Consider the following 14,091-nt stretch of genomic DNA (forward strand, 5'->3'; position numbering starts at 1 on the left):
TAAATAGAAAAAGTATTGACTTTTTTGCAATAGTCTTGAATATAAAAGGCAGATATGACAATAAATCTGGCGATTTTGAATTATTGTTAAAATCTCTCCAACAATGTACAAGTACAGACTCTATAATTCAACAGAAACAACAATTCCACATGGCTCCAGAAAACCTCTGGAATCGAAGAGTGAAATTCACTCTGTGGTGTCCATGATTCCTCATTCCTTACTTAGAGAGGAGGTCGAATGACGATTAGTCCTCCGGAGCGAGAGGAGAAAAAAGCAAGAGTTATCGTTGACAACGATCCTGTACCCACCTCATTTGAGAAATGGGCGCAGCCCGGACACTTCGATAGATCCTTAGCTAAAGGTCCAAAAACCACAACCTGGATTTGGAATCTCCACGCCCTCGCCCACGACTTCGATACGCATACAAGCGACTTAGAAGACATTTCCCGCAAAATCTTCTCCGCGCACTTTGGTCACCTGGCCGTAGTGACAATCTGGTTAAGCGGAATGTTGTTCCACGGCGCTAAATTTTCTAACTACGAAGCTTGGTTAACTGACCCATTAGGAGTTAAGCCCAGCGCCCAAGTAGTTTGGCCTATTGTGGGACAAGATATTTTAAACGGTGATGTAGGCGGTGGCTTCCACGGCATTCAAATCACCTCTGGCTTGTTCCAAGTATGGCGTGGCTGGGGTATTACCAGTTCCTTCCAGCTGTACTGCACTGCGATTGGCGGTTTAGTATTAGCAGGCTTGTTCCTGTTTGCTGGTTGGTTCCATTACCATAAACGCGCTCCCAAACTGGAATGGTTCCAGAATGCGGAGTCGATGCTGAATCACCACTTGCAAGTATTGTTGGGTTGTGGTTCCTTGGGATGGGCTGGTCACTTAATCCATGTTTCTGCACCAGTCAACAAACTATTGGATGCAGGCGTGGCCCTTAAGGACATCCCCTTGCCCCATGAGTTCATTTTGAACAAGGACTTGATAACCCAGTTGTATCCTAGCTTTGCTAGTGGTATAACACCCTTCTTCACTTTGAACTGGGGAACTTATGCTGACATTCTGACCTTTAAAGGCGGTTTGAACCCAGTTACAGGCGGCCTGTGGATGACAGATATTTCTCATCACCACTTAGCGATCGCTGTACTGTTCATCATCGCAGGTCATATGTACCGCACTAACTGGGGTATCGGTCACAGCATCAAAGATATCCTAGAAAACCATAAAGGCCCCTTCACTGGTGAAGGACATAAAGGTCTTTACGAAAATATGACCACCTCTTGGCACGCACAGTTGGCTACTAACTTGGCCTTCTTGGGTTCCTTGACAATCATCATCGCGCATCATATGTACGCGATGCCCCCTTATCCATACTTGGCAACTGACTACGCTACACAGTTGTGTATCTTCACTCACCATATTTGGATTGGTGGCTTCCTGATTGTTGGTGGTGCTGCTCACGCAGCGATCTTCATGGTGCGGGATTATGATCCCGTTGTGAACCAAAATAACGTTTTGGATCGCGTGATTCGTCACCGTGACGCTATCATCTCTCACCTCAACTGGGTTTGTATTTTCCTAGGCTTCCACAGCTTTGGTTTGTACATCCACAACGACACCATGCGTGCTTTGGGTCGTCCCCAAGATATGTTCTCTGACGCTGCAATTCAATTGCAACCAGTGTTTGCTCAGTGGGTACAAAACCTACACACACTAGCACCAGGAACAACTGCGCCCAATGCCCTAGAAGCAGTAAGCTACGTATTCGGCGGTGGTGTGTTGGCTGTTGGCGGTAAAGTTGCGGCTGCTGCTATTCCTTTAGGCACAGCTGACTTCATGATTCACCACATTCACGCCTTCACCATTCACGTTACTGTCCTAATTCTGCTCAAAGGTGTATTGTACGCCCGCAGTTCTCGTCTGATTCCAGACAAAGCAAACTTAGGCTTCCGCTTCCCTTGCGACGGTCCTGGTCGTGGTGGTACTTGCCAAGTTTCTGGTTGGGATCATGTATTCCTAGGACTGTTCTGGATGTATAACTCCTTGTCAATTGTAATTTTCCACTTTAGCTGGAAGATGCAGTCTGACGTATGGGGTACTGTAGATGATGGTGTGGTAAGTCACATCACAGGTGACAACTTTGCTCAAAGTGCTATCACCATCAACGGTTGGTTGCGTGACTTCCTGTGGGCGCAAGCTACACAAGTAATCAACTCCTACGGTAGTGAACTGTCCGCTTATGGACTCATGTTCTTAGGCGCACACTTTGTTTGGGCATTCAGCTTAATGTTCCTGTTCAGTGGTCGTGGCTACTGGCAAGAACTAATTGAGTCCATCGTTTGGGCGCATAATAAACTGAAAGTAGCTCCTACCATTCAGCCCCGTGCATTGAGCATTACTCAAGGTCGTGCTGTAGGTGTAGCTCACTATCTACTCGGAGGAATTGCTACTACTTGGGCATTCTTCCACGCACACATCCTTTCAGTAGGTTAAGAATTTCAGTGGATATTTTGGGTTTTGGATTTGAGATTTGATCCAAAATCAAGAAAACCAAAATCCAAAATTTCACTGATAGCAGTGATAGCAATGGCTAAAGGTCAGAGGAATCATCAACCCTATGGCAACAAAATTTCCAAAATTTAGCCAGGATCTCGCACAGGACCCAACTACGCGGCGCATTTGGTATGCGATCGCAATGGGCAATGACTTTGAGAGCCATGATGGCATGACAGAAGAGAATCTTTACCAAAAGATTTTCGCTACCCACTTCGGTCACTTGGCAATCATCTTCTTGTGGGCTTCCAGCCTCCTGTTCCACGTAGCCTGGCAAGGTAACTTTGAACAGTGGATTAAAGATCCCCTCCATGTCCGTCCTATCGCCCACGCGATTTGGGACCCCCACTTCGGCGCTCCAGCAGTTGACGCTTTCACCCAAGCTGGTGCAAGCAATCCTGTAAACATCGCTTACTCCGGTGTTTACCACTGGTGGTACACCATCGGGATGCGGACAAACCAAGAACTGTACACCGGTTCACTAGGTCTGTTATTATTTGCAGCCCTGTGTTTATTTGCTGGCTGGTTACACTTGCAACCCAAGTTCCGTCCTAGCCTCGCTTGGTTCAAGAGTGCTGAATCTCGCCTCAATCACCACCTGGCTGGTTTGTTTGGCGTTAGCTCTCTGGCTTGGGCTGGTCACTTAATCCACGTTGCTATCCCCGAAGCTCGCGGACAGCACGTAGGTTGGGACAACTTCTTAAACACCGCACCTCACCCAGCAGGTTTAACACCCTTCTTCACCGGTAACTGGAGTGTTTACGCTCAGAACCCTGATACCGCTGGTCACATCTTTGGTACTTCCACTGGTTCTGGTACAGCAATTCTCACCTTCTTGGGCGGTTTCCATCCTCAAACAGAAGCTCTGTGGTTGACTGACATCGCTCACCACCACTTAGCGATCGCCGTACTGTTCATTGTTGCTGGTCATATGTACCGTACCAACTTCGGTATCGGTCACAGCATCAAGGAAATGATGAATGCCAAAACCTTCTTTGGCAAATCCGTTGAAGGTCCCTTCAACCTGCCCCACCAAGGCATTTATGATACCTACAACAACTCTCTGCACTTCCAATTAGGATGGCACTTGGCTTGTTTAGGTGTTGTTACCTCCTTGGTTGCACAGCATATGTACTCCCTGCCTTCCTATGCGTTCATCGCTAAGGATTACACTACACAGGCAGCCCTGTACACCCACCACCAATACATTGCCATCTTCTTGATGGTTGGTGCTTTCGCTCACGGCGCGATCTTCTTAGTCCGTGATTACGACCCTGAACAAAACAAGGGCAACGTACTTGACCGGATGTTACAGCACAAAGAAGCATTGATTTCTCACCTCAGCTGGGTATCTCTCTTCTTAGGCTTCCACACCTTGGGCTTGTACGTTCACAACGACGTAGTAGTTGCTTTCGGTACTCCTGAAAAGCAAATCTTGATTGAACCAGTATTTGCTCAGTTCATTCAAGCTGCTCACGGTAAAGTTCTCTATGGCTTAGACACCTTGTTGTCTAACCCTGATAGCATTGCTTACACAGCCTATCCCAACTACGGTAACGTTTGGTTATCTGGCTGGTTAGATGCTATCAACTCTGGAACAAACTCCTTGTTCCTAACAATTGGCCCTGGCGACTTCTTGGTTCACCATGCGATCGCTTTAGGTCTGCACACCACCACCCTCATCCTAGTCAAAGGTGCTTTGGATGCTCGTGGTTCTAAGCTGATGCCCGATAAAAAGGACTTCGGCTATGCCTTCCCTTGCGACGGTCCAGGCCGTGGCGGTACTTGCGACATCTCCGCTTGGGACTCCTTCTACCTGTCTTTATTCTGGGCATTGAACACAGTAGGTTGGGTAACATTCTACTGGCACTGGAAACACCTGGGTATTTGGCAAGGTAACGTTGCTCAGTTCAACGAAAACTCTACCTACTTGATGGGCTGGTTCCGTGACTACCTCTGGGCTAACTCTGCTCAGTTGATCAACGGTTACAACGCCTACGGCATGAACAACCTGTCTGTTTGGGCTTGGATGTTCCTCTTCGGACACCTAGTTTGGGCAACTGGTTTCATGTTCCTCATCTCTTGGAGAGGTTACTGGCAAGAGTTGATCGAAACCTTGGTTTGGGCGCATGAGCGTACTCCTCTAGCTAACTTAGTTCGCTGGAAAGATAAGCCCGTTGCTCTCTCCATCGTTCAAGCTCGTGTGGTTGGTTTAGCTCACTTCACCGTTGGCTACGTCGTCACCTACGCAGCGTTCCTCATTGCTTCTACTGCTGGTAAGTTTGGTTGATCCTGACTTCTGGTTTTAGGTAAGTAACAAAAAAATCCCCTGCCGCAAGGTGGGGGGTTTTTTATAGAATAAAATTACTAGTATTTCACAGCCATAATTGATGTCAGATTCAGAATTATTAGAAAAATTACATCGAACTTGGGTTCAAGCTTTAATTAATGATGATCATAGAGATTGTGCAGCTGTTATTGTTGATGCTGAATTAGAATTTGACTTTGATTGGGATGGATATTATGAACGAAATTATAATTCAGGACTCATAGTTTATTTGCCTCTGAATCTCAGACTAAGAGTTTCAAATAATGAGGAAGTTCAACAAACGTTGAAAAATTATTTTGTATCAATTGCTAGTGGTCATATTTGGCAAGATATGACAAATTTTCCCATATACTACAGAGTTAAGCTTTTGGAAGTTGAAAAAAATTGGCAGAAAACTATTAAATTCTTAATTGCTCAATCAAAAGATTTAAACCAAGCACTAATTACAGAAAAAGCCTTTGCAAGAAAAGGTAAAGAACCTATTGTTTATAATGAGATGAAGTTTGCATCTCAGTCTGAAATTAGAATTGCACAGGAGTTAGAAGCTAAAGGTGTATTATTCTTTCCTTTACCTCTAGCTGTAAAACACGAAACAGGTAATATTTATGAAGATCATCGAGAAGTTGATTTTCTAGTATGTCTAGATGGTACGTTTGGAATATTAGAGATTTCCTTTCATCCAGATAGGTATGAGAAAGATAAGGAAAAGGATGCTTGGTTCAAAAAATCAGGAATTCTTTGTATTGAACACTATCCGGCTGAGAAATGCTAAGTAGTCGTGCAAAATAAATTTTATAGTTAGGAGAGGGAATAGGGAAGAGGGAATAGGGAATAGGTAAGGAATACAGACATTTTTGTTTTCAATCAATATGTACAATTAATTTTGCTTAGGTACTTATAACTATCCCAAGTCAGTTGTGGAGGAATTTTTAAATATTCTATTAAAACACAAAAGGTAGATTATAAACTCTATAATTATTGGACTTACCAAAAGAGTGATTGCCCAAATTTCCTCAATGCTAACATTAATAAATACTTGCTCATCAGCCTTAATTAACTATGCAACTTGAAGACTACTTTAATTTTCTAGCACCCGATGATATTAGGCTGAAAGGTACACGAGTGGGAATTGAAACCATTTTGTTTGACTATCTATTCCATGCCAAAACACCGGAAGAAATTGCTAAAACTTATACATCACTGACTTTGGAACAGGTATATGCCACAATTCTCTACTACTTACACAATCAACAAGCAGTAGATAAATATATCACCGATTGGCTAGAATGGGGCGAGCGCATGAGAGAAGAGCAACGTCGCAATCCTAACCCTGTTGTCGAGAAGCTACGTAAATTAAAAGCTGAAAAAATGTTGCTTCAAAGTCATGGCGCTTAATTATCTCATAGATGAAAATGTTAATCCAATTTACACCATTCAACTACGACGGTTAAATCCTGATTTGTTTATCCTAGCAGTTGGAGATTTGACTACTCCAGAAAAGGGAACTTTAGACCCAGAAATTTTGATTTGGTGTGAGGAAAATAATTTTATTCTGGTAACAAACAATCGTAAATCTATGCCAGTTCACTTAACAGATCATATAGCTCAGGGTCGTCATGTCCCAGGAATCTTCATTCTCAACCCAAAATTAAGTGTTGACGAAAATATTGAACAATTGTTACTGGTAGCCGAAGGTTCGTTAGATAACGAATATCAAGACAGAATAGAGTTTCTTCCTCTTGTCTAGTTATGCCAAAAAAGTTGTCCCTTGTCACTTCTAGAAGTGCGATTGCTCTCCTACAATCCCATCATTTCTCATAGTGCTATTAATGTAATATTTTCTTACCCCAATTGCCGCATTTTCCATAAAGAACTAGATAACCAATTCGTCAGTATATGAGCCACAATTGGGACTAACAAGTTGCCACCTAATAAGGCGCTATATCCAAAGATCATACCGATAATACTCGCCCAAATCACATAAGGCCATTGTTCTGAACCACTGAGGTGTAAAACACCAAAACAAAGACTGGAGACAATGACAGCTACATGATCAGCACCTAAAGCTGGTAACATGACACCGCGAAACAGTAATTCCTCACTTAAACCCGGTAATAACCCCAGCCAGATCAAATCTGGTAAAACTAAAGGTTTAAGTACGAGTTCTAAGTAATAGTCTGCGCTTTTACGATAGGGAGGAAAAAAGCGATAAGCTAAACCACTGAAAACAGTGATAATTACACCCAAACCCAAGCCCAAAAATAAATCTCTGGGATTCCAGTACAACTTAAATAGGGAGACATCACCAAAGCGTAACCACAGCTTGGCGACTATCCACAAAAGAATAGCAGTTGCACCCATAGCCACAAGCACTTGGGTACGGGTCAGATAGGGAATTTCTGGTTCTTGTTTTTGTTGTTCAACCACAGGTGTTTAGGTAATAGGTAATGGGAACGGAGAAGAAATAAATTCAAAATTCAAAATAAACAACTCTTGCCTTTTGCCACTGACAACTGACTAATAACTAATGACTAATGACTGAGGACTAATACCTGCTTTGTGAGCGACTAAGATACCTACTGCTTCTAAATATGAGTTTACCTGTATTGATTTGATTCCCAACATTGGGGCAGGAACCTGGATTAAAGTTTTATTTTCTGCCACTGTAATAATTTGGCATTGGTTTTGACTTAAACTCAGCAAGGAACTGCCACCACAAGCATTTGCAGGTACGATAACAGCATCCACTTGATCTACCCAAATATCTGCCTGTAAAGAATTGATAACTTTTCTGTTGGTGATAAATTGGGGAGCGCGACTTAAACCGACAAGGACACAAGGTAAGAAAGTATAACCTAATTCTTCGGCAGCAGAACGGGGAGATAAATCAGGATCTGGGGGTGCTGATGCCAGGGCGGGTGCGTGGGCGCAAGGAATTTTAAAAGTGCGGACTAATAAATGACTAATTACGGCTTCTGCACCTGCTAGGGGGTCTACACCTTTACCATGACGGTAGTTTTGGGCTGCTTGTTCATCTATTTTATCGGGAAATCGGGCAACAACTGCGATCGCATCTGCTTTCTCTTTTTTAATCAAGATTTCCGTTGCTCTCAATAAGCTGTCTGGGTTGCCAATTGTTCCCCAACTTGCACCGGAATCAGAAATACGCAATTCTACGTTTAATGGCGCATCCGTAATTACATGATTGGTAATATTTAATCCTAATGTGGCTCTGGCTGCATCTGCTGCTTGCAAGTGACGCAGCATTAATTCTGCTTCAATGCCTTGGTCTAAAAGTAAGCCAACTCGGTTACTATGGACAGGACGTAAACCCCATTCACCAGCCGCAAATTTATCCAAACCATATCCTTCAACATAGAAAGCATTGGGTATATTCCAGTATAAACTTGCACCGTTTAAGACATTGGGATGAGTAATTAGGCGATCGCACACCTGTGATATAACTCTAGCAACTGGTAAAGCATCTCCCGCATATCCCCCAATAGCTGCCCCAATGCCCGTAGGTATAATTAAAATTGCTGTATATGGTCGGTGCATAATTATTTTAGATGAGGCGATATAAATCGCCACAATCATCAAATGTCTTACTTATTATTACCTGTAGTCACAACAGCTTCTACAGTAGCTTTTTCCTGTTCTTGATCTACGGAAGTCACAGCCCAGCGCAGAGGTTCACCTTGTTTTTTTAATTCAGTTTCAATAGCTTTTTGCAACTCTGTGGGAGTTTCTTGTAGGTCGATTTCGGCAGTAATAAAATGAGTAGTCATGATTGTAAAACCTATATGTTGGTGATTTCTAGGATACAGCTATATTTTGATTTTGGTAATTAATGGGTGGTAATTGATAATTGGGAAAAATCAAATTAACTCCCCATTACCCATTACCCATTACTCTGTTTACTTGCCTTGACCAAATTGTTGTTGATAAACTATGTCTTCCTTTTCTGTCTCAATTTTCAAATCAGAAAGAGGTTTAGCCACACAAAGCAATACATAACCTTGCTTTTGCAAGTCTGGACTGACACCCATACCATCAGATTGATCTACACTTCCTTGAGTGATAAAAGCAGCGCAAGTTGTACAAACCCCGGCATGACAGGAAGCAGGCATTTCTAAACCCGCTGCTTCTGCAACTGCTAAGATGGTTTCATTTTCAGGAACTTGCAAATTATAAATTGTACCTTGGTGGTTAATTTCAACGGCGTAAGTTTTAGACATATCTAAGAGCAGAGTCTTCCAACGGACAAATAACTTATTTTATCTGATAATATGGACGCTTGGCTAACTTGTGCAATGACAAGAACAATAATTTACAGATAACTTAATCCCAACAGCATTTTGCTATTGGTGACGCTTGTATAAATTACAATATAAACTGGTTACACCTAAAAAAATAACTTACTTAAACACATATAATTCATATACAGCATATTGCAGATCAATAAGGTACAAATTTTTATGACAAAGCCTGGCAAAACAAGGGTTTTACTGCTTACTGCTGCGGTGTTATCAATATATGTATAAATATGTAAAAGCTAGACTCAGATATCAGTGTTGTATTAATTACTTATAATTTCATCAACAATTGTCAAATGTAGCGATCACCTGTATAGTTTAATGTATCTTTATAATACGCGATTGCCAAAGAAAAAAGAATAAACAAATCATTTCAACATAATTAATGCCTGTGATATTCACAGAGTCGATATTTTTATACCATCGCTAATGTGACAAAAATATGATTTAGGTAAATTGCATGACACACGAGAAATCACATTGGTTTAAAACAGCTTTACAGCTTAAAGGTTCAGTAATATTATCTATTTATCAACGAGTGATATTCTGCGGGCTATTTGGTGTATTTATTTCCCTACTTTATTATTATCAACTTCCCGTCTCCCAACCAATTTTAGGTAGTGTTATTCCCAGTATAGTTTTAGGTTTATTACTAGTATTTCGTACTAATACCGCTTACGAAAGATTTTGGGAAGGGAGGAAAGTTTGGGGTTCGATGGTGAATACTATCCGTAACCTAGCCCGACAAATTTGGGTATCAGTTGACGAAAATTGTTTAGAAGATAAAGATAACAAGATAGTAGCTTTCAATTTATTAGTAGCATTTGCTGTAGCGACAAAATTTCACCTGAGAGGAGAGAAAATAAATGCAGAATTAGAAGCATTAATGCCATCAGAAAAATACCAAAATTTAAAAATTGTCAATAACCCACCAATAGAGATAGCCTTTTGGCTTGGGGATTAGTTACAAAAGCAGTATAACTGTAATTGTTTAAATAGTTATCAGCTTACATCCATGCAAGAATTATTAAATATTTTAGTTGATAACTTAGGGGCTTGTGAAAGAATCTTAAAAACCCCCATTCCCTTAGCTTATGCCATTCATCTCAAACAATTACTATTATTATATTGTCTATTACTGCCATTTCAAATTGTGGCCAGCTTGCATTGGTGGACTGGAATAATTTCGGCTTTAGTAAGTTTTAGTTTATTAGGGATTGAAGCTATTGGCTTAGAAATTGAAAATCCCTTTGGCTATGATGCTAATGATTTACCTTTAGATAATATTTGTAATAATATGAAACGCAACATTGATGATTTAATGAGTTTAAGACCCAGTGTGCAGTCATATAGCAACAAAAATATATGATTTCTAGATAATGTTGATATACCTTATTTATGTAGAAGTGAAAATACTTTTTCAATAAATTGATCATATATTTGTGATTCTTTGTCCAGTATTTCTGTCAAATTGAAGTAAGCAGAGATTGTTGGATCATTCTGAATCCGATTATTTACTTCAGGTGTAATACAACTAGCAATAAGAATAGTTGTAACTGCGGGATTTATACGCAATGCTTCTTCAAAAGATTTTTTAGCAGCACCATAACGTTCTAATGTACCAGCAGGATCAGTTCCTCCTTTCACTTCAATCACACCAACTGTTATACCCTGGTTATTAAAAAATGAAACATCTGGCTCTTTTGAGAAAAGAATGGAAGTATGGTTAGCCAATTTCACACCCCGATAAGCTTCTATATTTCCTAGTAGTTCTTCAATTTTATGAGGATTATACGCTTCAAGTTCAGTGATCTTGCGTGGAATAAAAGCAGCAAGTAAATTACGTTCTTTTACCTCTTTGATTAGCAATCGCTGTACGACCTTTTCTGCTTCTTCTCCAATAGCATTACGCCACGAACCATCAATTTGTGATCCGGTTGACGCTAGTAGTATGCCATATAATTCTGCTTGTGTCAGGCTTGCAATTGAACTATCAATAATCAGCGATATATGTTCATTAAATAAACGAGAAAGTGCCAAAGCTTTATCTTCTGTGAGATTATAGTTATTTTCTTCATCAGCTTCAATCTTTTTTAAATTTATTTTAGCTAAATACTGAACTGCTTTTTGAGGAAGTGCAGCTATATTACGATAATAAGCTAATAAAGAAGAGTATTCTCGAATTAACCTGGGGTGGCAAAATACTTCAATGAGTTGCAATTCAGGATGGTTACTAATATAGGTAAACGCATCTTCTCCAATACCCCAGTTTTGCCAATCTTCCCAACTATATAAATCCTTTACTGCTAATAATGCAGCAATTTTGGATTGCAAAGATAATGTTTTATATTCTTTGAGTTTGCGATAAAAGAATGTTGACCGTAAACGATAGTTTATACGACTAGCCTCATCTGTCATGATATTTATTTTTCCCAAATATAAACACATTTACGCAGTTCTGTACGTCCATAATTTCCCATTTGTTGGCTGCTGTTTCCTTTTCCTCTTCCTAATGTCCAAATATATCTAGTTGTCAGTCCAAAGGATTCTGCGATATCTGATAGAATTAAATCTACAGGAATCTCTTCCCCTGCGTATTTGACATTATCATTAACTATTGCGATTATGCCACCGGATTTGAGAATGCGACTTAATTCATAGATAACAAAACACATTTCATAAAAGTAATTATGTACCATTCTGGAAATATTTTTATTATTTAAAGTCCCTTCATTTTTATTTTTTTCTAAAATAATTAATATTTCTTGTAATGCATCCTGTTGTTTAAAAACCGAATCTATTTTTAAGAAAATGTGTTCAAGATTTTTACTTTTATAATATTCTTCTAAATATGTCCGTTTATCACGATTTTCTACTGTGCAGGAAAGCATTTGCTGACGTAGATTTTTGACTTTATTTTCATCACATCCCAAAAAAGCAAGTTCAAGAGCATAGATTCGAGTGTAATCATATCGGTTCAGATATGGTGGTGATGTAATAACGCAATCAACACTATCACCTGGAAAAGTAGGAAGAATCTCTAAACAAGAACCTTGATAAAGTTTAGGTTCTGAATTTTCCAGAACGCTCAATTTACTAGGGTAAAATTGTGGTAGTTGAGCCTCGTTAAATAAATCTAATTGTATAGAACTTAACTCTAAGTCTGAGATAATTTGCTTAAGCTTGCGTTCAATAGCCTCTTCAAAAGATAAAATTGCTCCTTTATTAAATTCAGATTTACTTTTTGAACGCCCTGAACGGAAATCCCAGCGGAGATATTGCCCATCTTTTCTAGTATAACTAATATCTTCAAGGATACAAAAAGCTGCATATATCATAATTTTTTGGATATTATTATCTGTAATTAAATCATTGCAATAAGATAAATAGCCTACTAATTGCTTTTCATTAATTTCGGAAAATGCATCACGAGTAATTGTTAAATGATTAAATGCAAAAATATCTTGATAGTAGCTTTGGTAATCTAGTTTGTGCAGTTTATATATTAATTTTTTAAATTCCTGAATATCTATTTTTTGTGCTATTATTCTAGCTTCAGTAGCAAAAATACCGACTGGTAAAAGTTCAATTCCCGTGCTTATCCATCCTAATGCACTAGCAGTAAATAGTGCTGTTCCACTTCCTGAAAATGGATCTATTAGTATCCCTGGATTGGGTTTTAATGTTTGCAGAATGTAGGTAACTAGACGTTCTGAAAATCCTTCTCGATATTTTAACCAAGAAGAAAATGGAGTTTGTTTATTACCTTGATAACTAACCAAATTTCTATCTAAAGCAGGATTATGAGTAATCTTAGATTTGAATTTTTCATAAAGCTCAGTTCTGGCAGTAAAAGAAGATAATATAGGCATAAATGTAGTAACTATTCAATAATTAGATTAACTTCAAACTATTCCATCTAAAAATTTTCTACAATTGCCTAATCCCCATTTCTAAACCCTCGCAGACACCAGTTAGAAAATCTAAATCCAAACTGGCAATAGTATCACTTGGTTTGTGATAATTGGGATTTCGCAAAAACGCAGTATCTGTCACCATCATTGCTGGATAACCCTGATCCCAAAAAGGTGCATGATCACTCAGTCGAGTTTGGGGAACAAGTAAACCACGATTCGGTGCTGGTAGCCATTGACTAGACACACCTGCTTGGCGAATACTGCGACTGAGGCTAATTAAATCGCCCAAAGTCCGCCAATTGCCAATTAAGCCAATAAAATCTCCAGTATTTGGGTAAAACCTATCTAAAAAAGCTGGATATCTTTGCGAACCAGCAGTAAAATCTCGATACCCTAACATCTCCAAAGATATCATTAAGCGTAATTTTTCCCCTTGTTGACGTAACAAAGCTGCATAATCACCACTACCTAATAACCCATATTCTTCCATATCAAAAGCAACTAATCGCAAAGGATATTTAATTGGTTTTTGGGAAAAACTGCGGGCAAATTCTAACAAAACTGCCACACCTGTAGCATTATCATCTGCTGCGACTGTACCAGGTATACCATCATAATGAGCGCCTATGAGAATTGGGGATAAATTGGCCTTTTTTCTTTGCGGTTGGGCAGGTAAATTTAAAATCAGGTTTTTACAGCTTTTGCCCCCTACTTGAAAGGTGTGGATTTCCACACTTCCCCATTGGGAAAATTGTTGGCGAATGTATTCTTGGACAAAGAAATGTCCCCCACTCGCCATATAGGGATCGCGTTCCCTTGCTATCTCTTGCAGATGATTTTGTAGCCGTTGTTTTAAAGTCAACTTAGGAATTGGTGATTGGTGACAGGAGGCAGGAGGCAGGGGGCAGGAGGCAGTAGGTAGAAGTTTTTGAATTTTGAATTTTTTCCCCTACACCCCTACACCCCTACACCCCTA

At 39.8% G+C, this 14,091-nt stretch carries 12 protein-coding genes and 1 pseudogene; 6 read left to right on the plus strand and 7 right to left on the minus strand.

All coding sequences use genetic code 11. The features are described 5' to 3' along the window. The first annotated feature begins 237 nt into the window (after positions 1-237). From psaA to A0J48_RS16030, 5 genes are all read left to right on the plus strand, one after another. Entirely contained in the window at positions 238-2,493 is a 2,256-nt protein-coding gene (gene psaA / locus A0J48_RS16010) for a photosystem I core protein PsaA (protein ID WP_200324700.1), read from the plus strand. Between the two features lie 124 nt (positions 2,494-2,617). After that, positions 2,618-4,843, plus strand: a complete 2,226-nt coding sequence (psaB, locus tag A0J48_RS16015) for a photosystem I core protein PsaB (RefSeq protein ID WP_200324702.1) — start codon at positions 2,618-2,620, stop codon at positions 4,841-4,843. A gap of 100 nt (positions 4,844-4,943) precedes the next feature. Then, complete coding sequence (locus tag A0J48_RS16020; protein ID WP_200324704.1) at positions 4,944-5,654, plus strand: hypothetical protein; 711 nt, start codon at positions 4,944-4,946, stop codon at positions 5,652-5,654. A gap of 287 nt (positions 5,655-5,941) precedes the next feature. Next, a complete protein-coding gene (locus A0J48_RS16025) occupies positions 5,942-6,277 on the plus strand; it encodes a DUF433 domain-containing protein (RefSeq protein WP_200324706.1) in 336 nt (111 codons plus the stop codon). Further along, on the plus strand, positions 6,267-6,629 hold the full coding sequence (locus A0J48_RS16030; protein WP_200324708.1) for a DUF5615 family PIN-like protein: 363 nt from the start codon (positions 6,267-6,269) through the stop codon (positions 6,627-6,629). Before A0J48_RS16025 ends, A0J48_RS16030 begins: the two co-directional genes overlap by 11 nt. 95 nt (positions 6,630-6,724) lie before the next feature. Here the strand turns inward: A0J48_RS16030 and A0J48_RS16035 are convergent, their stop codons facing one another. The 4 genes from A0J48_RS16035 to A0J48_RS16050 all read right to left on the minus strand — a co-directional run bounded on the left by A0J48_RS16035 (position 6,725) and on the right by A0J48_RS16050 (position 9,120). Beyond that, positions 6,725-7,309: a CPBP family intramembrane glutamic endopeptidase gene (locus A0J48_RS16035; protein ID WP_200324710.1), complete on the minus strand. Its 585-nt coding sequence runs from the start codon at positions 7,307-7,309 to the stop codon at positions 6,725-6,727. Between the two features lie 90 nt (positions 7,310-7,399). Beyond that, positions 7,400-8,440 carry a DUF3326 domain-containing protein gene (locus A0J48_RS16040; RefSeq protein ID WP_200324712.1) on the minus strand — a complete coding sequence of 347 codons (1,041 nt, stop codon included), beginning with the start codon at positions 8,438-8,440 and terminating at the stop codon, positions 7,400-7,402. A gap of 47 nt (positions 8,441-8,487) precedes the next feature. Then, positions 8,488-8,670, minus strand: coding sequence for a hypothetical protein (locus tag A0J48_RS16045; protein WP_200324714.1), 183 nt, complete (start codon positions 8,668-8,670; stop codon positions 8,488-8,490). Positions 8,671-8,799: 129 nt separating this feature from the next. After that, positions 8,800-9,120: a 2Fe-2S iron-sulfur cluster-binding protein gene (locus A0J48_RS16050; RefSeq protein WP_200324716.1), complete on the minus strand. Its 321-nt coding sequence runs from the start codon at positions 9,118-9,120 to the stop codon at positions 8,800-8,802. 538 nt (positions 9,121-9,658) lie between these two features. Here A0J48_RS16050 and A0J48_RS16055 point away from each other — a divergent pair. Continuing rightward, a pseudogene (locus A0J48_RS16055) lies at positions 9,659-10,567 on the plus strand (bestrophin family protein). Positions 10,568-10,590: 23 nt separating this feature from the next. Here A0J48_RS16055 and A0J48_RS16060 read toward each other — a convergent pair. The 3 genes from A0J48_RS16060 to A0J48_RS16070 are packed head-to-tail and all read right to left on the minus strand — an operon-like array spanning position 10,591 to position 13,977. Then, positions 10,591-11,616 (minus strand): XcyI family restriction endonuclease, encoded by a 1,026-nt coding sequence (locus A0J48_RS16060; protein WP_200324718.1) that lies wholly within the window; start codon positions 11,614-11,616, stop codon positions 10,591-10,593. Positions 11,617-11,621: 5 nt separating this feature from the next. Further along, the gene (locus tag A0J48_RS16065) at positions 11,622-13,070 is read right to left on the minus strand and encodes a site-specific DNA-methyltransferase (RefSeq protein ID WP_200324720.1); all 1,449 of its coding nucleotides are present in this window, start codon (positions 13,068-13,070) and stop codon (positions 11,622-11,624) included. A gap of 58 nt (positions 13,071-13,128) precedes the next feature. Continuing rightward, on the minus strand, positions 13,129-13,977 hold the full coding sequence (locus A0J48_RS16070) for a M28 family peptidase (protein ID WP_200324721.1): 849 nt from the start codon (positions 13,975-13,977) through the stop codon (positions 13,129-13,131). Positions 13,978-14,091 lie beyond the last annotated feature (114 nt).

The sequence above is a fragment of the Sphaerospermopsis aphanizomenoides BCCUSP55 genome, from assembly GCF_001586785.1.
In the GTDB taxonomy this organism is placed as follows: Bacteria; Cyanobacteriota; Cyanobacteriia; order Cyanobacteriales; family Nostocaceae; genus Sphaerospermopsis_A; species Sphaerospermopsis_A aphanizomenoides_A.

Bases quoted from the DNA above. Each gene is read 5' to 3' on its own strand.
- A0J48_RS16030 (WP_200324708.1), top strand. From the start codon at position 6,267: ATGGCGCTTAATTATCTCATAGATGAAAATGTTAATCCAATTTACACC.
- A0J48_RS16020 (WP_200324704.1), top strand. From the start codon at position 4,944: ATGTCAGATTCAGAATTATTAGAAAAATTACATCGAACTTGGGTTCAA.
- A0J48_RS16065 (WP_200324720.1), bottom strand. From the start codon at position 13,070: ATGCCTATATTATCTTCTTTTACTGCCAGAACTGAGCTTTATGAAAAA.
- A0J48_RS16045 (WP_200324714.1), bottom strand. From the start codon at position 8,670: ATGACTACTCATTTTATTACTGCCGAAATCGACCTACAAGAAACTCCC.
- A0J48_RS16040 (WP_200324712.1), bottom strand. From the start codon at position 8,440: ATGCACCGACCATATACAGCAATTTTAATTATACCTACGGGCATTGGG.
- psaA (WP_200324700.1), top strand. From the start codon at position 238: ATGACGATTAGTCCTCCGGAGCGAGAGGAGAAAAAAGCAAGAGTTATC.
- A0J48_RS16060 (WP_200324718.1), bottom strand. From the start codon at position 11,616: ATGACAGATGAGGCTAGTCGTATAAACTATCGTTTACGGTCAACATTC.
- A0J48_RS16050 (WP_200324716.1), bottom strand. From the start codon at position 9,120: ATGTCTAAAACTTACGCCGTTGAAATTAACCACCAAGGTACAATTTAT.
- psaB (WP_200324702.1), top strand. From the start codon at position 2,618: ATGGCAACAAAATTTCCAAAATTTAGCCAGGATCTCGCACAGGACCCA.
- A0J48_RS16025 (WP_200324706.1), top strand. From the start codon at position 5,942: ATGCAACTTGAAGACTACTTTAATTTTCTAGCACCCGATGATATTAGG.